This is a genomic window from Stenotrophomonas sp. SbOxS2, assembly GCF_013416715.1.
Lineage (GTDB): Bacteria > Pseudomonadota > Gammaproteobacteria > Xanthomonadales > Xanthomonadaceae > Stenotrophomonas > Stenotrophomonas lactitubi.
This window is the reverse complement of record NZ_JAAVXD010000001.1, coordinates 526222-544799: the sequence shown is the minus strand read 5'-3', so window position 1 is coordinate 544799 and position 18578 is coordinate 526222. Positions and strand designations below refer to the sequence as shown.

General features: G+C 67.1%; 17 protein-coding genes. 14 read left to right on the top strand and 3 right to left on the bottom strand.

Features of this window, described 5'->3' with window-relative positions:
* Positions 1-2: 2 nt before the first annotated feature.
* From dapD to map, 3 genes are read right to left on the bottom strand one after another with little or no spacing between them, the layout of a single operon-like run.
* On the bottom strand, positions 3-1049 hold the full coding sequence (dapD, locus tag HFK18_RS02595) for a 2,3,4,5-tetrahydropyridine-2,6-dicarboxylate N-succinyltransferase (RefSeq protein ID WP_180164174.1): 1047 nt from the start codon (positions 1047-1049) through the stop codon (positions 3-5).
* Entirely contained in the window at positions 1049-3676 is a 2628-nt protein-coding gene (locus HFK18_RS02590) for a [protein-PII] uridylyltransferase (protein ID WP_180164172.1), read from the bottom strand. Before HFK18_RS02590 ends, dapD begins: the two co-directional genes overlap by 1 nt.
* A gap of 2 nt (positions 3677-3678) precedes the next feature.
* Complete coding sequence (map, locus tag HFK18_RS02585) at positions 3679-4521, bottom strand: type I methionyl aminopeptidase (protein ID WP_100464301.1); 843 nt, start codon at positions 4519-4521, stop codon at positions 3679-3681.
* A 173-nt stretch (positions 4522-4694) separates the two neighbouring features.
* On the opposite strand from map, the gene HFK18_RS02580 reads away from it, so the two are divergent.
* The 14 genes from HFK18_RS02580 (at position 4695) to HFK18_RS02515 (ending at position 18546) form a co-directional block, all read left to right on the top strand.
* The gene (locus HFK18_RS02580) at positions 4695-5222 is read left to right on the top strand and encodes a spore coat U domain-containing protein (protein WP_099821422.1); all 528 of its coding nucleotides are present in this window, start codon (positions 4695-4697) and stop codon (positions 5220-5222) included.
* The gene (locus HFK18_RS02575; RefSeq protein WP_100464299.1) at positions 5222-5974 is read left to right on the top strand and encodes a molecular chaperone; all 753 of its coding nucleotides are present in this window, start codon (positions 5222-5224) and stop codon (positions 5972-5974) included. The genes HFK18_RS02580 and HFK18_RS02575 overlap by 1 nt, the downstream gene beginning before the upstream one ends.
* Positions 5975-5981: 7 nt before the next feature.
* Entirely contained in the window at positions 5982-8324 is a 2343-nt protein-coding gene (locus HFK18_RS02570; RefSeq protein ID WP_180164170.1) for a fimbria/pilus outer membrane usher protein, read from the top strand.
* Positions 8321-9358 carry a spore coat protein U domain-containing protein gene (locus tag HFK18_RS02565; protein ID WP_180164168.1) on the top strand — a complete coding sequence of 346 codons (1038 nt, stop codon included), beginning with the start codon at positions 8321-8323 and terminating at the stop codon, positions 9356-9358. Before HFK18_RS02570 ends, HFK18_RS02565 begins: the two co-directional genes overlap by 4 nt.
* Before the next feature lie 101 nt (positions 9359-9459).
* The gene (locus tag HFK18_RS02560; protein ID WP_180164166.1) at positions 9460-9687 is read left to right on the top strand and encodes a hypothetical protein; all 228 of its coding nucleotides are present in this window, start codon (positions 9460-9462) and stop codon (positions 9685-9687) included.
* 6 nt (positions 9688-9693) lie between these two features.
* Positions 9694-10392, top strand: a complete 699-nt coding sequence (locus HFK18_RS02555; protein ID WP_180164164.1) for a fimbria/pilus periplasmic chaperone — start codon at positions 9694-9696, stop codon at positions 10390-10392.
* 219 nt (positions 10393-10611) lie between these two features.
* Positions 10612-11415 (top strand): 30S ribosomal protein S2, encoded by an 804-nt coding sequence (gene rpsB / locus HFK18_RS02550; protein WP_099821427.1) that lies wholly within the window; start codon positions 10612-10614, stop codon positions 11413-11415.
* A gap of 125 nt (positions 11416-11540) precedes the next feature.
* The gene (gene tsf / locus HFK18_RS02545; RefSeq protein WP_100464286.1) at positions 11541-12419 is read left to right on the top strand and encodes a translation elongation factor Ts; all 879 of its coding nucleotides are present in this window, start codon (positions 11541-11543) and stop codon (positions 12417-12419) included.
* A 289-nt stretch (positions 12420-12708) separates the two neighbouring features.
* Entirely contained in the window at positions 12709-14247 is a 1539-nt protein-coding gene (locus tag HFK18_RS02540; protein WP_100552016.1) for a GGDEF domain-containing protein, read from the top strand.
* A 119-nt stretch (positions 14248-14366) separates the two neighbouring features.
* Positions 14367-15095: a UMP kinase gene (gene pyrH, locus HFK18_RS02535; RefSeq protein WP_025877663.1), complete on the top strand. Its 729-nt coding sequence runs from the start codon at positions 14367-14369 to the stop codon at positions 15093-15095.
* A 97-nt stretch (positions 15096-15192) separates the two neighbouring features.
* Positions 15193-15747 (top strand): ribosome recycling factor, encoded by a 555-nt coding sequence (gene frr, locus HFK18_RS02530; protein ID WP_089239845.1) that lies wholly within the window; start codon positions 15193-15195, stop codon positions 15745-15747.
* A gap of 5 nt (positions 15748-15752) precedes the next feature.
* On the top strand, positions 15753-16520 hold the full coding sequence (uppS, locus tag HFK18_RS02525; protein WP_100464280.1) for a polyprenyl diphosphate synthase: 768 nt from the start codon (positions 15753-15755) through the stop codon (positions 16518-16520).
* Positions 16517-17353, top strand: coding sequence for a phosphatidate cytidylyltransferase (locus tag HFK18_RS02520; protein ID WP_025877667.1), 837 nt, complete (start codon positions 16517-16519; stop codon positions 17351-17353). Before uppS ends, HFK18_RS02520 begins: the two co-directional genes overlap by 4 nt.
* Before the next feature lie 2 nt (positions 17354-17355).
* The gene (locus HFK18_RS02515) at positions 17356-18546 is read left to right on the top strand and encodes a 1-deoxy-D-xylulose-5-phosphate reductoisomerase (protein ID WP_180164162.1); all 1191 of its coding nucleotides are present in this window, start codon (positions 17356-17358) and stop codon (positions 18544-18546) included.
* Positions 18547-18578 lie beyond the last annotated feature (32 nt).

Below are 18578 nucleotides of genomic sequence, written 5' to 3'. Positions count from 1 at the left end.
CGTCAGTCGGCCAGGCCGCGCAGCAGGTCGTTGACGCTGGTCTTGCTGCGGGTGCGGGCATCGACCTGCTTGACGATCACCGCGCAGTACAGCGAGTGGGTACCGTCCTTGCTCGGCAGCGAGCCGGACACCACCACGCTGTACGGCGGGATGTAGCCGTAGCTGATTTCGCCGGTGGCGCGGTTGTAGATGCGGGTGCTCTGGCTGAGGAACACGCCCATGCCGATCACGCTGTGATGGCCGACGACCACGCCTTCCACCACTTCCGAACGCGCACCGATGAAGCAATGGTCTTCGATGATGGTCGGGCTGGCCTGCAGCGGCTCGAGCACGCCGCCGATGCCGGCACCACCGGACAGGTGGCAGTGCTGGCCGATCTGCGCGCAGGAACCGACGGTGGCCCAGGTGTCGACCATGGTGCCTTCGCCGACGTAGGCGCCGATGTTGGTGAAGCTCGGCATCAGCACCACGTCCTTGCCGAAATACGTGCCGCGACGGGCGATCGCGCCCGGCACCACGCGCACGCCACCACGGCGGAACTTCGCCTCGTCATAGCCGGCAAAGCGCGATTCGACCTTGTCCCAGAACGGTGCCGGGCGTGCATCGACCACGGCCATGTCGTTGACGCGGAAATACAGCAGCACCGCCTTCTTCAGCCATTCGTTGACCTTCCAGCCACCATGGCCGTCCGGCTCGGCGACGCGGAATTCGCCGCTTTCCAGGCCGTCGATCACACGGTTGACCAGCGGCCGGGTCGAGCCTTCCAGTTCGTGCAGGGTGAGCGTGGCGCGGCGCTCGAAGGCGCTTTCGATGCCGAACTTCAGTTCTTCCACGCCCGGGCCGGCCGGCTTGCGCAGCGACTTGCGTGCGATGTTCTCGGCGCGCGCGGCTTCGGCGGTCTTGGCCGGGGCCTTCTTCGCCGGTGCCTTCTTCACCGCAGCCTTCTTCGGCGCGGCAGTCTTCTTCGCAACCGGGTCAGCGGCAGTGGTCTTTCTGGCTGCTGCGCTCTTGGCGGTCGCGGCAGTCTTCTTTGCAGGCTTGGTGGCCATCAGGCGGGGTCTCCGGCGTTTCGATCAGGGTCCAGGCAGGCCAGCATTGCGTCATGCAGCTGCTGCCGGGCGGATTCAGTCAGGGGGAGGTCGTGTTCGTCACTGATCACGAAGGTGTCTTCGGCGCGTTCGCCGAATGTGGCAATGCGCGCGTCCTGCACGCGCAGTCCCTGGTTGCGCAGCACGAACGCCACGTCGGCCAGCAGGCCGGGACGGTCGGGTGCGACCAGGGCGAAACGGGTTGCGCCGGGTTCATCGCGGAACTCGATGCGCGGGGCAAAACGGAAATGGCGCAGCTGGCGCGGCACCACCCGGCGCGAGGGACGCAGCCGCGTCAGATCGCCACTGAGCGCCTCACGCAAGGCTGCTTCCAGGTTGGCGCTGCTGCCATCGGCAAACGTATCGGCCGGGCTCACTTCAAAATTATCGAAAATCGTGTCGGCAGGACCATCCAGCACGCGCGCGCGGTGGATGCCGTAGCCCTTGCGGTCCAACGTCATCACGATCGCGGCGAACAGGCCGTCACGGTCCGGCGAGTGCACGAACACTTCCAGTGCCGGGTCGTCGACGCTGATCCGACGTACCTTCACCAGCGTCTGGCCCTGCTTGATCGGTACCAGCGCGGCGGCCTGCCAGGCCAGCTGTTCCGGGCGCAGGCGGATGAAGCCTTCGTCGGGCATCACCGCGAACTGGCGGTCGATGGTGGCATCGTCGTAGCCCTGCTCGCGCACCAGCGCACGCACGCTGTCGCGCGCTTCGGCCACGCGCTCGGCGGCCGGCACCGGGTGCTCCAGGCCCTCGCGCAGCGCGCGCCGGGTCGCGAAGTACAGATCGGCCAGCAGCCGGTCCTTCCACGCATTCCACAGCTTTGGGCTTGTGCCGGCGATGTCGGCGCAGGTCAGCAGATAGAGGTAATCCAGGCGGTCGCGGCTGCCGACCAGGGTCGCGAAACGATGGATCACGTCCGCGTCGGCGATGTCCTGCTTCTGCGCGGTCACCGACATCCGCAGGTGCTGTTCGACCAGCCAGGCCACCAGTTCGGTATCCGAACCACTCAGCCCCTGCGCGTGGCAGAAGGCCCGTGCATCGACCGCGCCCAGTTCGGAATGATCGCCGCCACGGCCCTTGGCGATGTCGTGGAACAGGCCGGCCAGCAGCAGCAGCTCGGGCTTGCGCAGGCGCGGCCAGACTTCATGGGCTATCGAGAAACGTTCGTCGGCGCGACTGCTGGCGAACAGCCCCATGTTGCGCAGGACCATCAGCGTGTGCTGGTCGACGGTGTAGACATGGAACAGGTCGAACTGCATGCGCCCGCTGACCTGGGCGAACGCGGGAATCCATTGCCCCAGCACGCCCAGCCGCGCCATGCGCGAAAGCGTGTCGACCGGGCGCTGGCCACGCAGCAGGGCCATGAACTGTTCGCGCGCGTCAGGGTCCGCCTGGTCATAGGCCGGCAGCAGCGGCAGCGATTCGGCCAGCGCGCGCGCGGTCAACGAATGCAGGCCGCGGATCTGCGGATTGTTCGCCCAGCTGGCGAACAGCGCGAAGACCTGGCCGATGTCCGCGTTCGGCCAGTCGGCATCGTTGGCCGCCAGATAGCCACGGCGCAGGGCGAACCCCACGGTCAGCGGCTCGGGCTGCGCCTCGCCATCGAACTGTTCCTCGAAGCGCTGCAGCAGACGATCGCTGATCCGCCGCACCACCGAAGCTGCGCGGTAGAAGCCCTGCATCATCTTTTCGACGCCCAGGCTTTCGCCGTCGTCTTCAAAGCCCAGGCGCGCGGCCAGGGTCTTCTGGTAATCGAAGCGCAGGCGCTCTTCGGGCCTGCGCGCCACCAGGTGCAGGCCGAAGCGCAGTCGTGCCAGCACCGCGCGTTCGCGCTTCAGTGCAGCGGCCTCGTCAGCGCCCAGGTGGCCGAGGCCGACCAGCGCTTCCAGATCGCGCACACCAAACGCACGCAGCGCCATCCAGCCCAGCGTGTTGAGATCGCGCAGGCCGCCGGGGCCATCCTTCAGGTCCGGCTCGAGGTTGTCGGCAGTGTCACCGAAGCGCTGGTGACGGTTGCGCAGCTCCTCGAGCTTGGCCAGGAAAAAAGCACGCGGTGGCCACAGTTCGCGGTCATCCACCGCCGCACGCAGCGCACGCCGCGCCGCCTCATCGGCCATCAGCGGGCGCGCTTCGATCAACGCCGTCAGCACGGTCTGGTCGGCAGCGGCCTCGCTGCATTGCGCCGCCGAACGCACCGCGTGACTGACCGCCAGGCCGCAATCCCACAGCAACGCGAACAGCCGCGCGAGCGACTCTTCGTGGGCCAGCTGCGCCTGCGGATCGCCGAACACCAGCAGGTCGATGTCCGAACGCGGGAACAGTTCACCACGCCCATAACCACCCACTGCGAACAGCGACAGGCCACTGTCGGCCGGCAGGCAGCGCTGCCAGGCATGGCGGATCAGGTGATCGGCCGCGCGCGCGCGCAACGCCAGCAGGCGCTCGATGTTGTCACCCTGGTCGAAGCGGCGGTACAGGCGCGTGTCGGCCTGCTGCAGCGCATCGCGCGCGGCAGCAGCCCAGTCCGGGTCGTTGAGCGACGCGGCCGGCGTGTCCAGCAGCGAACTCGCCGGCAGCATCGTCAGGAGACCTGCGACTCGCCCGGCGACAGGGTCAGCACGTCCACGCCGGTCTCGGTGACCGCGATCATGTGCTCCCACTGCGCCGACAGCTTGCGGTCCTTGGTCACTACGGTCCAGCCATCGGGCAGCACCTTGTTGTAGCGGGTGCCCTCGTTGATCATCGGCTCGATGGTGAAGGTCATGCCGGGCTGCAGCACCAGGCCCTGGCCCGGACGGCCGTAGTGCACCACCTGCGGTTCATCGTGGTAGACCTTGCCGATGCCGTGGCCGCAGTACTCGCGCACCACGCTGAAACGCTCGCCTTCGGCATAGCTCTGGATCGCATGGCCGACATCGCCCAGGGTTGCACCCGGACGCACCGCGCGGATGCCGCGCCACATGGCCTCATAGGTGGCGTCGACCAGGCGCTTGGCCATCACCGACGGGGTGCCGACGAAATACATGCGGCTGGTGTCGCCATGCCAGCCGTCCTTGATGACGGTGACGTCGATATTGATGATGTCGCCATCCTTGAGGACCTTCCCTTCGCTGGGAATGCCGTGGCAGATGACATTGTTGACCGAGGTGCACACGGTCTTGGGGAAGCCGCGGTAGCCGACGTTGGCCGGAATGGCGCCCTGCACGTTCACGATGTGGTCGTGGCAGATGCGGTCCAGTTCCTCGGTCGTGACACCGGGCTTGACGTGGGGGGTGACGATGTCGAGCACTTCGCTGGCCAGGCGGCCGGCGATGCGCATCATCTCGATTTCCTGCGGGGTTTTGATATTCACGCTCATGGCTCCCATTATCGCCGATCCGGCCGCAATCTGAACGAACGCCACCCAACTGGCGATCCGGGCCATGCACGGATCCGGCAAGGAAGGTGAAAGCGTGATGGTCCACACCCTTTCGATAGCCTGTTTCTCACGGAATACAGACACTTGCGGTGCCTACGCTGGCCCCACTGTCGTCAAAACGGCGCCGAACGTGCCGTTTTCGCCCTGTTCAACGGACCTTCGGGTCAGGGAGGTTGTCCATGCGATCCGCAGCTCGTTCCCCTTTGGCCTGGGCCCTGGCCCTGCTGCTGGCCGGCCCGGCGGCCGCCGCCGACACCACCACGTTCAACGTCACCCTGGTGGTCACCAAGGCCTGCACCATCACTGCCGCTGCGGCCACCAACGTCGACTTCGGTACCGCCGCCTCCACCACCGCCACCCCCACCCTGGGCCAGGGCACCGTGACCGCGCAGTGTTCGGCGCTGACCCCGTACACCATCGCGCTGAATGCCGGTGCCAATGCCGGCACGGCCAATGACGTCACCACGCGGCGGATGAAGAACACCAACGCCGCAGTCACCGCGAACAACTACGTGGGCTACCAGCTCTACCAGGATGCCGCACACACCCTGGTCTGGGGCGCCACCACCGGCACCAACACCCAGGCCGGCATCGGCACCGGGCTGGCGGTGCCCTACATCGTCTACGGCCAGATCCTCAACCTGAGCACGGCCAACGCTGCTACCGGCAACTACCTGGATACCGTTACCGCCACGATCACCTATTGATGGAGCACGCCCGCATGGCCGGATCCCGCCCGTGGCGCGCCACCGGCGTGGCGCTGCTCGTCTTCAGCCTGCTTGGGGTCAACGAGGTCTCGGCGACCAGCTTGCAGGTCGCCCCCACCAGCCTGCAGCTGGAAGCACGCCAGCGCGCTGGCGAACTGTGGTTGACCAACAGCGGCACCTCGCCGGTGAAGCTGCAGGTAAGGGTGTTCCGTTGGGTACAGCAGGACGGGAAGGAGCAACTGCTGCCCACCGAGGATCTGCTGGCTACGCCACCGATGCAGGAACTGGCAGCGGGCCAGCAGCAGCTGGTGCGGGTCATGCGCGCCGTTGCCGACGCACCGGCTGCGCAGCAGTACTACCGGCTGATCGTCGATGAGGTGCCCGATCTGGCCACGCGCAGCGAAGGCATGCAGTTCGTACTGCGCTATTCCATCCCGGTGTTCGTGCAACCCGGCGCCGGCGGCCGGCTGGCACCGCAGCTGCACGCCCGCCTAGTCCGGCTGGACGACGGTCGCAACGGCGTGGAAGTAGGCAATACCGGCAACAGCTACGCGCAGATCGCCGACCTCGCCCTGGGCAGCCCGGAGCGGCCGCGCATCGTCCATCCCGGCCTGCTGGGCTACGTGCTGCCCGGCCAGGTCATGCGCTGGCCGCTGGAGCGCACGGCGATCGACCGCGACAACGACCAGATCACGGCCAAGCTCAATGGCGAGTCGGAACAGACGTCGCTGCCGCCACCACCGGCTCGCTGAGGCGCTGATGAGCGCAGCGCTCGGTGCGGCCCTGTCCCCGGCGGCCCATGCAGCCGATGCCTCCGGGGTCTCCGCCGATGCCCTGCTGCCGCCACCGACCCCACTCACGGCCAACCAGACGCTGTACCTGGACGTGACCCTCAACAGCACGCCACGCGGCCTGCTGCCCTTCACCGACAATCGCGGCCGCCTGCAGGCCAGCCCCGAGATCCTGCGCCAGCTCGGTTTCAATGCCAGTGGCGATGCTCCCGTGTATCTGGACCAGATCAGCGGCGCGGTGGTGCGTTATGACGCCCACCTGCAGACCCTCGCGCTGGACGTGCCACTGGACCAGTTGACCCTGCCCACGACCGTGCTCAGCCGCCCGCAGGCGCGCGCGCCGCGCAGCAGCGCCTCGCCCGGCGTCCTGCTCAATTACGACCTGTATGGCAGCCGCGTCGACCGCCTCGGCAATCTGACCCTGAGCTCTGAACTGCGGATGTTCGGCGTGGGTGCCGGCACCTTCGAGAACACCGCGGTCAGCCGTCGCTACCAGACCGGAGACCGCCACTGGCGCAGCGACAGCGTACGCCTGGACACGCGCTGGACCCTGGATTTCCCGGACAGGGCGCTGACTCTGGAGGTGGGCGACTTCTACAGCGGCTTCGTCGACTGGAGCCGGCCGGTACGCCTGGGCGGCCTGCAGATCGGCCGCAATTACGGATTGCAGCCGTACCGTGTGCTTACCCCGACGCCGGCCTTCCTCGGCCAGGCGGTGGTGCCATCCACGGTCGAGCTGTATGTCGATGGCCTGCGCCAGTACAGCGGCCAGGTGCCGGTCGGACCATTCCAGCTGGCGGCGCAACCGGGCATCAGCGGCAACGGCAGCGCGCAGGTCGTGGTCACCGATGCGTTCGGCCGCATGCAGACCCTGGATTTCAGCTTCTACGGCACCCAGCAACTGCTGGCCAAGGGCCTGTCGGACTGGTCGCTCGGCGTCGGCCAGCTGCGCGAGCAGTTCGGCGAGCGCTCCTTCGCCTACGACGACCGTACCGTGGCAAGCGCCAGCTGGCGCGGCGGCGTCAGCGACACATTCACCGGCGAAGCACACGCCGAAGGTGGCGGCGGCCTGGCACAGGCCGGCGTGGGCGGCTGGTGGCTGCTGGGCGGCGCGGGCGTGGTCAATGCCGCGTACGCCCACAGCCGCTACCAGGGCCTGCAGGGCGGCCAGTGGGCGCTGGGGTACAGCTGGAACAACCGTCGTTTCAACGTCAATCTGCGCAGCGTGCGCAGCCACGGCGACTACCGCGACCTGGGCGCGCTGCAGGCCAACCTGCCGCCCAGCATCAGCGAGCAGGCCACGGTCGGCCTGGACCTGCTGCGCCTGGGCTCCCTGAGCGCCAGCTACCTGCGCCTGCGCTATCCCGATGGCGAGGACAACCGCTATGCCAGCCTGTTCTGGTCACGCAGCTGGAGCCAGCGCTGGTCGGCCTACCTGTCAGTCAACCAGAACCTGGACAACAGCGATGACCGCAGTGTCTACCTGTCGCTGACCGCAAGCCTGGGCAACAACCGCCAGGCCAGCCTGTCCAGCCAGCGCAACGGCGACCGCCAGAGCTGGGTCGCCGATGTCACCCAGCCGGTACCGGGCGACGGCAGCGCCGGCGGTATCGGTTGGCGCGCACAGGTGCGCCACGGCGACGACGGCAGCGGCGGCCTGGCCGAAGTCGGCATCCTCAACGATGTCGGCCGCTATGCCTTGGGTGCCTCGCGCCAGTCTGGCCTCAACTACGCCTATGGCAGCGCCAGCGGCAGCCTGGTGTGGATGGCCGGGCACACCTTCGCCGCGCGCGAAGTCGCCGATGCCTTCGCCGTGGTCAGCACCAATGGCGTGGGCGGTGTACCGGTGCGGCTTGAGAACCGCCTGATCGGTGTCACCGACGATCGTGGCCTGCTGCTGGTCAGCCCACTGCTGTCCTGGCAGCGTAACCGCGTCTCCATCGACACCCTGGACCTGCCGGCGGACATGCGCGCCGATCGCATCGAGGACTGGGTAACACCGCGCCAGCGTGCCGGCACCGGGCTGACCTTCAACCTGCGCTCGCGGCCGTCGTTGACCCTCACCGTGCAGGACATGGCGGGGCAGCCGCTGGAAGCAGGCAGCGAGGTGCAACTGGCGGATGGCCGCCAGGCCTCGGTCGGTTACGACGGACTGCTGTACCTGGAAGACGTGGCCGCTGGCACCGTGCTGTACATCACCACCAGCCGAGGGCAGTGCCGTACGCGGGTACCCGCATCGCCGCAGGTGGTCGCCGCGGGTGCGCGGCCTCGTCCGGCGCCCCTGCAATGCGTGCCGGAGGTGGCACCATGAGCCTGCGCCTGCTGCTTGGCCTGCTGCTTGCATGCCTGCTGCCCAGCACGCCGGCCCGCGCCGCGGCCGTATGCACGGCAACCGCAGACGCCCTGCTGCCGTTCGGCAACGTCAACAGCGGCGCCGCCGGCCCGACCTCGGGCACGCTGAACATCACCGTGACCTGCACCACCGCCGCGCTGAGCCTGCTCGCCACCACCGGCGTACGCGTCTGCGTGGGCATCGGCAACGGCACGGGCGGCAGCACCACCACGCCGTGGCGAACGATGGTCAACGGCAGCGGCGATACACTCAATTTCCAGCTCTACAACACTTCCAACTACAGCCAGGTAACCGGCCTGACCCCGCGCGGCGTACCGCCGGCGCAGGAGCTGACCATGACCTACAACGTGCCCCTGCTGACCGGCGGCAGCGGCGCGCAGAGCGTGCAGTTGTTCGCGCAGATCCCGGCCAACCAGGTGCTGGCATCGGGCAGTTACAGCAGCACGTTCAGCGGCGCCAGCGTGGTGCTGACCTGGGCCTGGAACGAGGTGCTGCTGGGCAACGCCACCGTTCCGGCCACCTGCAATGGCGGCGCTACCGGCACCAACACCGCCAGCAATGCCTTCACCTTCAATGCCACTGCCAACGTGCTGCCACAATGCGGCAGCTACCTCACCACCACCATGAATTTCGGCAACGTTACCGGCGGCATTCCCGCCAACATCGACCAGACCGCCACCCTCACCCTGACCTGCCTCAAGCGCACCGCGTTCCAGATCAGCCTCGACAACGGCCAGAACAACCCTGCACTGAGCAGTACCCGGCGCATGCGCACCACCATCGGCAGCAACAACTATTACCTGACCTATGAGCTGTATCGGGATGCTGCACGCAGCCAGCGCTGGGGCAATACGCTCAACGTGGACACCTTCAGCGGCGTCGGCACTGGCAGCGCGCAACCGTTGACGATCTACGGCCGGGTACCGCCGGTGAGCGGCCAACCGCCGGCCGGCACCTACAACGACCTGGTACAGGTGACGATCACCTACTGAGGGGCGCCCCGCACTACAGAATCGCCCATGTCGGCCGATACCGCGCATCAGATCGACAACAGGGTGGATGGCAGGTGGTTCGGGCAGTACTGATCGCAGCGATGTCCATCGCCGGCACGACCGCGCGGGCCGACCCGGCACCCGTCCCATTGCAGATCCGCCTGACCGTGGTTGAAGGCTGCACCGGCACGGAGGGCGGCGCGCGTTGCCCGGTACCGCAGCAGCACAGCGACATCCTGCATCTGCCGCCACAGGTCCGTGAACTGGCCCCGCCAGCGCAGGACGAGCAAGGGCGTGCGACCTCCGAACCGCCCACCACCTACTACTGACTACTGATGCACCGGCTACTGCCCCTGTTGCTGGCACTGCTGCCCATGCCCGTGCAGGCGCTGGATCTGATGCCGACCACCCTGCGCCTGCCGGCCGCACAGGGGCGATCCGAGCTGTGGCTGCACAACCCCGGCCCTGGGCATTGGCGCGGCCAGGTGCAGGTCTGGGCGTGGGACCAGCAACCGGGGGCCGAACAGCTGCAACGCAGCGCGCAGGTGCTGGCCAGTCCGACCCTGCTGGATCTCCCTGCCGGTGCGCGCCAGCGCGTCTGGCTGCTGCCGGCGTCGTCGGCGCCGGTGGCCGTCGAACAGGCATTCCGTATCATCCTGGCACCGGCAGAACCGGCCATGCCACGCTATTCACTGCCCCTGTTCCGCGGCGAACCGGTCCCCACGGCGGCCCCTTCCCTGCGGGCAGAGGTGGTGGTCAACGGGTCGCAGTTCATGCTGCGACTGCTGAACCGTGGCACCGGGCACGCGCGCCTGAGCGACCTTGCCTATGAGGCCGCCGACGGCCACCGGAGCCTGCTGCTGCCCGGTCTTGCCGGCTACGTACTGGCCGCGCGCCAGCGCCAGTGGCAGCTGCCACCGCGCGCCGATGGCTATGCAGGCGGCCGGTTCCACGCCCGCCTGCAGGACGGCACAGCGGTGATCCTGGCCGCGCCGGTACCTGCAATTGCAGCGCGCCAGCCAAGCGGGCTATAATCCCCGGGATGTCCTGCCGCCCTGTGCGCGGGACGCCGTCCACACCGGACGTCACCGGTGAATCCACACCTGCTGCCCCCATCCGTGCCGGGGTGCTCCGCAAGGAGTTCGGCCACGGAGGCAACAGGGAAGCCCAACCCCGGAACCATCAGCGTTTCCACGCGTCCCGCATACCTATCCCGCGGGCGGATTCGCCGGTTCCCCATCAGGAGTATTGCAATGCCCCAGGTCACCATGCGTCAGATGCTGGAAGCCGGCGTCCACTTCGGCCACCAGACCCGCTACTGGAACCCGAAAATGGCTCCGTACATCTTCGGCGCCCGCGGCAAGATCCACATCATCAACCTGGAAAAGACCGTCCCGCTGTTCAACGATGCGATGAACTTCATCTCGTCGGTTGCCCAGAAGCGCGGCACCATCCTGTTCCTGGGCACCAAGCGCAGCGCGCGCGAGTCGATCCGCGAAGAAGCCGAGCGTTGCGGCATGCCGTTCATGAACCAGCGTTGGCTGGGCGGCACCCTGACCAACTTCCGTACCGTCAAGCAGTCGGTTGCCCGCCTGAAGGAACTGGAAGCCGGTGAGTCCGACGGCACCTTCGAGAAGCTGGTCAAGCACGAAGTGCTGGGCCTGCGTCGCGAGCGCGACAAGCTGGAAGCCTCGCTGGGCGGCATCAAGGACATGAACCGTCTGCCGGACGCGATCTTCGTCATCGATATCGGCCACGAAGACATCGCCATCAAGGAAGCCAAGAAGCTCGGCATCCCGGTGATCGCCGTCGTCGATACCAACTACAACCCGGAGCTGGTGGATTACGCAATCCCGGGCAACGACGACGCCATCCGTGCCGTGCAGCTGTACGCACGCGCTGCTGCTGACGCCGTGCTGGAAGGCAAGGCTGCTGCACCGCACGCTGCCACCGTCCGTGAAGAAGAGTTCGCCGACGCTGCTGCCGAAGAAGGCAAGCCGGCTCGCCGCGCTCCGGCCAAGAAGGCTGCTGCCGACAAGGGCGAAGCCCAGGCCTGATCCAGGCCCCGGTGGGCGCCTTGCGCCCACCTTTCCTGTCCGCTGCCGATGGCGCGACGACAGGAAACTGTCACACGGGCCGGCCACCATGCCGGCCCAACCCCTTTCTTTCGTGAGGTAATCCCGTGGAAATCACTGCTTCCCTGGTCAAGGAACTGCGCGAGCGCACCGGCGCCGGCATGATGGAATGCAAGAAGGCGCTCACCGAGGCCGGCGGCAACATCGACGCCGCTGCTGAAGCGCTGCGCAAGTCCGGCGCTGCCAAGGCCGACAAGAAGGCTGACCGCGTGGCCGCCGAAGGTCGTCTGGGCCTGGCCCAGGACGGCGGCAAGGCCGTGCTGGTCGAGATCAACTCGGAAACCGACTTCGTCGCCAACGACATCAACTTCAAGAACTTCGTTGATTCCGTCGCTGCCGCTGCCCTGGCATCGGGCGCCACCGATGTGGAAGCCCTGAAGTCGGCCACCCTGCCGACCGGCCAGACCGTCGAAGAAACCCGCGCGACCGCCGTGCAGACCCTGGGTGAAAACATCCAGATCCGTCGCCTGGTCAAGCTGGACACCACCGGCAACGTGGGTTCCTACGTCCACACCAACGGCAAGGTCGGCGTGCTGGTCGACCTGATCGGTGGCGACGCCGAACTGGCTCGCGGCCTGGCCATGCACGTGGCTGCGCTGAAGCCGCCGCACAACAAGGCTGCCGATGTGCCGGCCGAGTTCGTGGAAAAGGAAAAGGAAATCGAACTGGCCAAGATGTCCGAGAAGGACAAGTCCAAGCCGGCCGACATCCTGGAAAAGATCATCAGCGGCAAGATCAACAAGATCGTCAGCGAAGTGACCCTGTACGGCCAGAGCTACGTGCTGGACGGCGACAAGACCGTCGAGCAGGTGGTCAAGGCTGCCGGCGCCGACGTGGCTGGCTTCCAGCTGCTGGTCGTTGGCGAAGGCATCGAGAAGGTGGTGGAAGACTACGCCGCCGAAGTTGCCAAGGCGATGCAGGTCTGATTCCAGCCTCACGGCTGTGATGAAACCAGAAGGAGCCGCGGGAAACCGCGGCTCTTTTTTTATGCCTGCCGCCGCGGTGGGCGCCCCTTCTGCGGGTGCGCACCGTTGGTGCGCTGCATGTGGGTGCCCATTCCGTTGGTGCGCACACCGGAACCAAGGGTCTTTGCGTTGCGTGCGAATCAAGCCGATACTCGGCACAGGGAACCTGCAGTCACATAACAGGAACGAAAATCGCGGACTGTGATGCATTCCTAGGTATTCTTGTCCTAATGGAATTGAACGACCCGACATGCCTCCCGAGCTGACAGCTGCACTGGCGCTTTGCCGCAACCTCCCCTCGCCGCCCGGTATTGCCCTGCGCATCATCGAACTGGCCCAGGATCCGGAAGCGGACATCGCAACCGCTGCGGACATCATCGCCATCGACATGGCGTTGAGTGCCCGCATGCTGCGCATCGCCAATTCGCCGCTGTACGCCAGCCGGCGCCGGATCGAGAACCTCGGCCAGGCGCTGACCATGCTCGGGCTGAACGCTACGATCAGCCTCGCCCTGGGCTTCACTGTCACCCAGGGCCTGACCGGCAAAGGCGGCGCCGACCACGACCTGCGCCAACGCGCCTGGAAGCGCAGCATCCTCAGCGCGCTGGCGGCCAGCCAGCTCGGCCAGGCCCGCGGCCTGCGCCGGCTGGAGGAGCTGATGCTGGCCGGGCTGCTGCAGGACATGGGCGTGCTGTGCCTGGCCCAGGCCGAATCCGAACGCTACCTGCCGCTGCTGCGCGAAGCGCGCGACAACCCCGACCTGATCGCGCGCGAGCGCCAGGAACTCGGCTGCAGCCACGCCGACGTCGGTGCATGGGTAGCCGAGGAGTGGGGCCTGCCGCGTTACCTGGTCGACAGCATCCGCCACAGCGAAGACGAAGGTGCCGCCGAGAATCCATTCCAGGCCTGCGTACAGCTGTCTGGCGCCGTTGCCGACATCTGGCTGGATGAAGACGCCGATGCCGCCCGCGAGCGCGCCCTGCAGCAGGTCCACGACCGGCTGGAGCTGGACAGTGCACGCTTCGACCAGGTCCTGGCCCGGATCAGCGAAGCGCTGCCGGACATCGCCAGCCTGTTCGAGAACGGCCTGAATTCGCCGGCCCGCGTGCGTGAGCTGATCGACCACGCCCAGGAGCTGGCCACCCTGCGCAACCTGCGCGAGCTGCAGGATGCCGACCAGGCCCGCCGGCGCGCCGATGAATTCGAGGCCCGTGCCAAGCGCCTGGCCGACCAGGCCCATCGCGACGCCCTGACCGGCGTGCTCAACCGCCGCCAGCTCGAAGCCGTGCTTGAACAGGAATTCCTGCGTGCCGGCCGCCATGGCTGGCCGTTGTCGGTGGCCTTCATCGACCTGGATGACTTCAAGAAAATCAACGATGCGCACGGCCACCTGACCGGTGACGAGGTGCTGCGCGTCTTTGCCGGCAAGCTGCAGGGGCAGCTGCGCAACAGCGACACCGTGGCCCGCTTCGGCGGCGAGGAGTTTGTCGCCCTGCTGCCCAACACCAGCGAATCGGTGGCGCTGGACGTGATCCGCCGGGTGCTGGCCAACATCGTCGCCACTCCGATGGCGGAACTGGAAGGCGGTCCGCTGTTCATCACCTTCTCGGCCGGAGTAGCCACTCAGGGCGGCTACGAGCGTTTTGCCGGCGTGCAGGACCTGCTGCGCGCTGCAGATGACGTGCTTTACCGCTCCAAGAACCTGGGCCGCAACCGGGTCATTGCACGCTCTCCCGGCGAACTGGGGCATGATGAACTGTCTGCCACTGCGGGCGCCGAGCTGGGCTGAATGGTGCGCCCCGGATGTACGGGGCACACCGGTATTTTGCGCCGCAGTGCACAAAACGCTTTGGCCGCGCGCCGCTTGCGCGTAGAATCGCCCGCGATTTCCACGCACCCGAGGTCCCTATGTCCAAGCTCGCCTATCGCCGCATCCTGTTGAAACTTTCCGGGGAGGCGCTGATGGGAGATGAGGACTACGGCATCGACCCCAAGATCATCAATCGCCTGGCCCGTGAAGTCGTCGAAGCCCAGCAAGCCGGCGCCGAAGTCGCCCTGGTCATCGGTGGGGGCAACATCTTCCGCGGTGCAGGCCTGGCCGCTGGCGGCATGGACCGCGTCACCGGCGACCAGATGGGCATGCTGGCCACGGTCATCAACGCGCTGGCCATGCAGGATGCGCTGGAAAAAGTGGGCGCCAAGGCCCGCGTGATGAGCGCGATCAAGATCAACGACGTGTGCGAGGACTACATCCGCCGCCGCGCCATCCGCCATCTGGAAAAAGGCCGCCTGGTGATCTTCGCCGCAGGCGTCGGCAGCCCGTTCTTCACCACCGACTCGGGCGCAGCCCTGCGCGCCATCGAGATCGGCGCCGACCTGCTGCTGAAGGCAACCAAGGTCGATGGCGTGTACGACAAGGATCCGAACAAGTACAGCGACGCCGTCCGTTTCGACAGCCTGAGCTACGACGAAGTGATCCGTCGTGGCCTGGAAGTGATGGATACCGCCGCCTTCGCCCTGGCCCGTGACAGCGACCTGCCGATGCGCGTGTTCGACATGGGACAGCCGGGCGAGCTGCTGAAGATCCTGCACGGCGAGAACATCGGCACCCTCGTCCAGGGCCGCGACCCGGCCTGAGGCTGAGCGCAAGGCGACCTCCGGGCCGATTCAGGCCCGGCGGCGTCCCGTATTCGCCTATAATCGCCCGATTCCAGTTACATCCAGGACCCTGGCGATGCTCAACGACATCAAGAACAACGCGCAGACGCGCATGGCCAAGAGCATCGACGCTCTTAAGCACACCCTCACCTCGATCCGCACCGGTCGCGCAACGCCGGCCCTGCTGGACCGCGTCACGGTCAATGCTTACGGCAACGCCAGCACGCCGCTGAACCAGGTCGCGTCCATTTCCAACCCCGACGCCCACTCCCTGCTGGTCACGCCCTTCGACAAGAGCATGATCAAGGAGATCGAGAAGGGCCTGTACAACATCGAGCTGACCCCGAACACCATCGGCACCTCGATCCGCGTCAACCTGCCGCCGCCGACCGAAGAGCGCCGCAAGGAACTGACCAAGCAGGTACAGAAGGAAGGCGAAGGCGCCAAGATCGCCGTGCGCAACATCCGCCAGGATGCGAACAAGGAAGTCGCCAAGCTGCTGAAGGACAAGGTCATCAGCGAAGACGAGAAGAAGCGCGGCGAAGACGATATCCAGAAGTTGACCGACGCCAACATCAAGGACATCGATAAGGTCGTCGCCGACAAGGAAAAGGAACTGATGTCGGTCTGAAGTCGATGCCTTCAGTCCCGCCTCCCCTGCCGGCCGCCCTGCCGCGCCACGTTGCCATCATCATGGATGGCAACGGGCGTTGGGCACAGCAGCGCCGTCGCCCCCGCGTCATCGGCCATCGGGCCGGTGCGCGTGCGGTCAACCGTACCATCGAGCGCTGCCTGGAACTGGGCATTCCGGCGCTGACCCTGTTCGCGTTTTCCAGCGAGAACTGGGGCCGGCCGCAGGAAGAAGTCGATGCGTTGATGAAGCTGTTCCTCGGCGCGCTCGATCGCGAAGTGGACGAGCTGCATCGGCGCGGCGTGCGTGTGCGCTTCATCGGCGAACGTGAGCGCTTCGGCGCCGGGCTGGTCAGCCGCATGCAGCTGGCCGAACAGCGCACCGCCGACAACAGTGCCCTGACCCTGTCGATCGCCGCCAGCTATGGTGGCCGCCAGGACATCGCCCGTGCCGCACGCGCGCTGGCCGTTGAAGTGGCCGCCGGCCGCCTGCTTCCCGAGCAGATCGACGAATCCCTGCTGGGGCGACAGGTGGCTCTGGCCGACCTGCCGCCACCGGACCTGTTCATCCGCACCGGCGGCGATACCCGCATCAGCAATTTCCTGCTGTGGCAGTTGGCGTATACCGAGCTGTGGTTCACCGAAGCGCTGTGGCCGGATTTCGACGCCGCGCAGCTGCAGCTGGCGCTGGATGCCTACGCCAGCCGTGAGCGCCGCTTCGGCCTGACCAGCGCCCAGATCGCCGCCCTGGCCACCGAGACGTCCAGCCCATGACCAAGACCCGAGTCCTCGCCGCGCTGATCATGGCGCCGGTCGCCATTGCTGCGATCCTGTTGCTGCCCACGCAATGGCTGGCCGCCGCCGCTGCTGCCGTGCTGCTGATCGGCCTGTGGGAATGGCTGAAACTGGCCGATGTCGAAGACACCCTCGCCCGCACCGTGCTGCTGGTCCTCAACCTTGTGTTGATGGTGCTGCTGGTGTGGGCTGATGCCGGCACCCTGGTGCTGTTCCAGATCGCGACCCTGGTGGGCGTGGCCTGGTGGCTGGGCGCGCTGGTGTGGCTGCGCTTCTTCAACTTCGGCGCGCAACCCGGCAGTCCGGCACGCATCCTCAAGCTGCTGGCCGGTACCCTGGCGATCGTCCCGGCGTGGGCGGCGCTGGTACTGATCCATGCCGGCGGCGACCCGCCGGGCCATCAGGGCCACCTGTGGCTGCTGGCCGCGCTGGCGCTGGTCTGGGCCGCTGATTCGGGCGCCTACTTCGCCGGCCGTCACTTCGGCAAGCACAAGCTGGCACCGCGGATCAGCCCGAACAAGACCTGGGAAGGCCTCGTCGGTGGGCTGATCGCCGGTGTTGCGGTGGCCGTCGGCCTGGGCTGGCTGGCCGGCATCGATGCCGCGCACCTGCCGGGCCTGCTGGTCACCTCGGTGGTGGCCGTGTTCGCCTCGGTACTGGGCGACCTGTTCGAAAGCCTGATCAAGCGCCATGCCGGCGCCAAGGATTCAGGCCACCTGATCCCCGGCCACGGCGGCGTGCTCGACCGCGTCGACGGCGTGCTGGCGGCCATCCCGGTGTTCGCACTGGGCAAGGAAATCTTCGGGTTCTGACCATGGATGCTGCTGCAGACCTGCGCCGGGTCGCCGTGTTCGGCGCCACCGGTTCGATTGGTGCCTCCACGCTTGACGTGATCGCCCGCCATCCGCTGCGTTACCAGGCCACCGTGCTCGCCGCCGGCCGCCAGGTACAGGCGCTGCTGGCCCTGTGCCGGCAGCACCGGCCCGCGCATGCGGTGATCGCCGACGAAACCCTGTATGCCGAACTGCGTGACGGCCTGCGCGATGCCGGCCTGGCCACCCAGGCCCACGCCGGCCATGCCGCGCTGGACCAGCTGGCGGCCAGTGACGCCTGCGATACCGTGGTTGCCGCCATCGTCGGCGCCGCCGGCCTGTCCTCGACCCTGGCCGCAGCTGCGGCCGGCAAGCGCATCCTGCTGGCGAACAAGGAATCCCTGGTACTGGCCGGCGAACTGCTGACCCGTACCGCCGAACGTGCCGGCGCCGAGATCATTCCGATCGACAGCGAGCACAGCGCGATCTTCCAGTGCCTGCGTTCACGTGATGCCAGCCTCGACGGTGCCGGCGTGCGCCGCATCCTGCTGACCGCCTCGGGCGGACCGTTCCGCGGGCGCAGCCGCGCCGAACTGGAGCAGGTCACCCCCGCCCAGGCCGTGGCGCACCCGAAGTGGTCGATGGGACCGAAGATCTCGGTCGATTCGGCGACGTTGATGAATAAAGGCCTGGAAGTGATCGAGGCCCACCATCTGTTCGGCATCCCCGGCGAGCGCATCGAGGTGCTGGTGCACCCGCAGAGCCTGGTGCATTCGCTGGTGGAGTTCGTTGACGGCTCCACCTTGGCGCAGATGGGCCTGCCAGACATGCGCACCACCCTGGCGGTGGGCCTGGGCTGGCCGCAACGGATCGAATCGGGCGTGTCCGGGCTGGACCTGCTGACCCAGGGCCGGCTGGATTTCGAGGCCCCCGACACCGACGCCTTCCCCTGCCTGGCCCTTGCATGGCAGGCGATGCGCGCCGGTGGTACCGCCCCCGCGGTGCTGAACGCCGCCAACGAAGAGGCTGTTTCAGCGTTTCTTCAGGGCCGCATAGGCTTCCTGACCATTCCGACGCTGGTTGCTAACGCTCTTTCAACACTGCCGACCGAAGCAGCCGATACACTTGAGGTTCTGTTGTCCGCCGACCAGCGGGCCCGCCAGCTGACCCTGAACGCCATCGCCGCCACCTGAACAGCGCACCCATCCCGTATGACGCCGCCGCC

What these genes read in the sequence shown, in the direction of transcription:
- dapD (WP_180164174.1), bottom strand. Translation starts at nt 1,049, where the DNA reads ATGGCCACCAAGCCTGCAAAGAAGACTGCCGCGACCGCCAAGAGCGCA.
- HFK18_RS02590 (WP_180164172.1), bottom strand. Translation starts at nt 3,676, where the DNA reads ATGCTGCCGGCGAGTTCGCTGCTGGACACGCCGGCCGCGTCGCTCAAC.
- map (WP_100464301.1), bottom strand. Translation starts at nt 4,521, where the DNA reads ATGGCCCGGATCGCCAGTTGGGTGGCGTTCGTTCAGATTGCGGCCGGA.
- HFK18_RS02580 (WP_099821422.1), top strand. Translation starts at nt 4,695, where the DNA reads ATGCGATCCGCAGCTCGTTCCCCTTTGGCCTGGGCCCTGGCCCTGCTG.
- HFK18_RS02575 (WP_100464299.1), top strand. Translation starts at nt 5,222, where the DNA reads ATGGAGCACGCCCGCATGGCCGGATCCCGCCCGTGGCGCGCCACCGGC.
- HFK18_RS02570 (WP_180164170.1), top strand. Translation starts at nt 5,982, where the DNA reads ATGAGCGCAGCGCTCGGTGCGGCCCTGTCCCCGGCGGCCCATGCAGCC.
- HFK18_RS02565 (WP_180164168.1), top strand. Translation starts at nt 8,321, where the DNA reads ATGAGCCTGCGCCTGCTGCTTGGCCTGCTGCTTGCATGCCTGCTGCCC.
- HFK18_RS02560 (WP_180164166.1), top strand. Translation starts at nt 9,460, where the DNA reads ATGTCCATCGCCGGCACGACCGCGCGGGCCGACCCGGCACCCGTCCCA.
- HFK18_RS02555 (WP_180164164.1), top strand. Translation starts at nt 9,694, where the DNA reads ATGCACCGGCTACTGCCCCTGTTGCTGGCACTGCTGCCCATGCCCGTG.
- rpsB (WP_099821427.1), top strand. Translation starts at nt 10,612, where the DNA reads ATGCCCCAGGTCACCATGCGTCAGATGCTGGAAGCCGGCGTCCACTTC.
- HFK18_RS02540 (WP_100552016.1), top strand. Translation starts at nt 12,709, where the DNA reads ATGCCTCCCGAGCTGACAGCTGCACTGGCGCTTTGCCGCAACCTCCCC.
- pyrH (WP_025877663.1), top strand. Translation starts at nt 14,367, where the DNA reads ATGTCCAAGCTCGCCTATCGCCGCATCCTGTTGAAACTTTCCGGGGAG.
- frr (WP_089239845.1), top strand. Translation starts at nt 15,193, where the DNA reads ATGCTCAACGACATCAAGAACAACGCGCAGACGCGCATGGCCAAGAGC.
- uppS (WP_100464280.1), top strand. Translation starts at nt 15,753, where the DNA reads ATGCCTTCAGTCCCGCCTCCCCTGCCGGCCGCCCTGCCGCGCCACGTT.
- HFK18_RS02520 (WP_025877667.1), top strand. Translation starts at nt 16,517, where the DNA reads ATGACCAAGACCCGAGTCCTCGCCGCGCTGATCATGGCGCCGGTCGCC.
- HFK18_RS02515 (WP_180164162.1), top strand. Translation starts at nt 17,356, where the DNA reads ATGGATGCTGCTGCAGACCTGCGCCGGGTCGCCGTGTTCGGCGCCACC.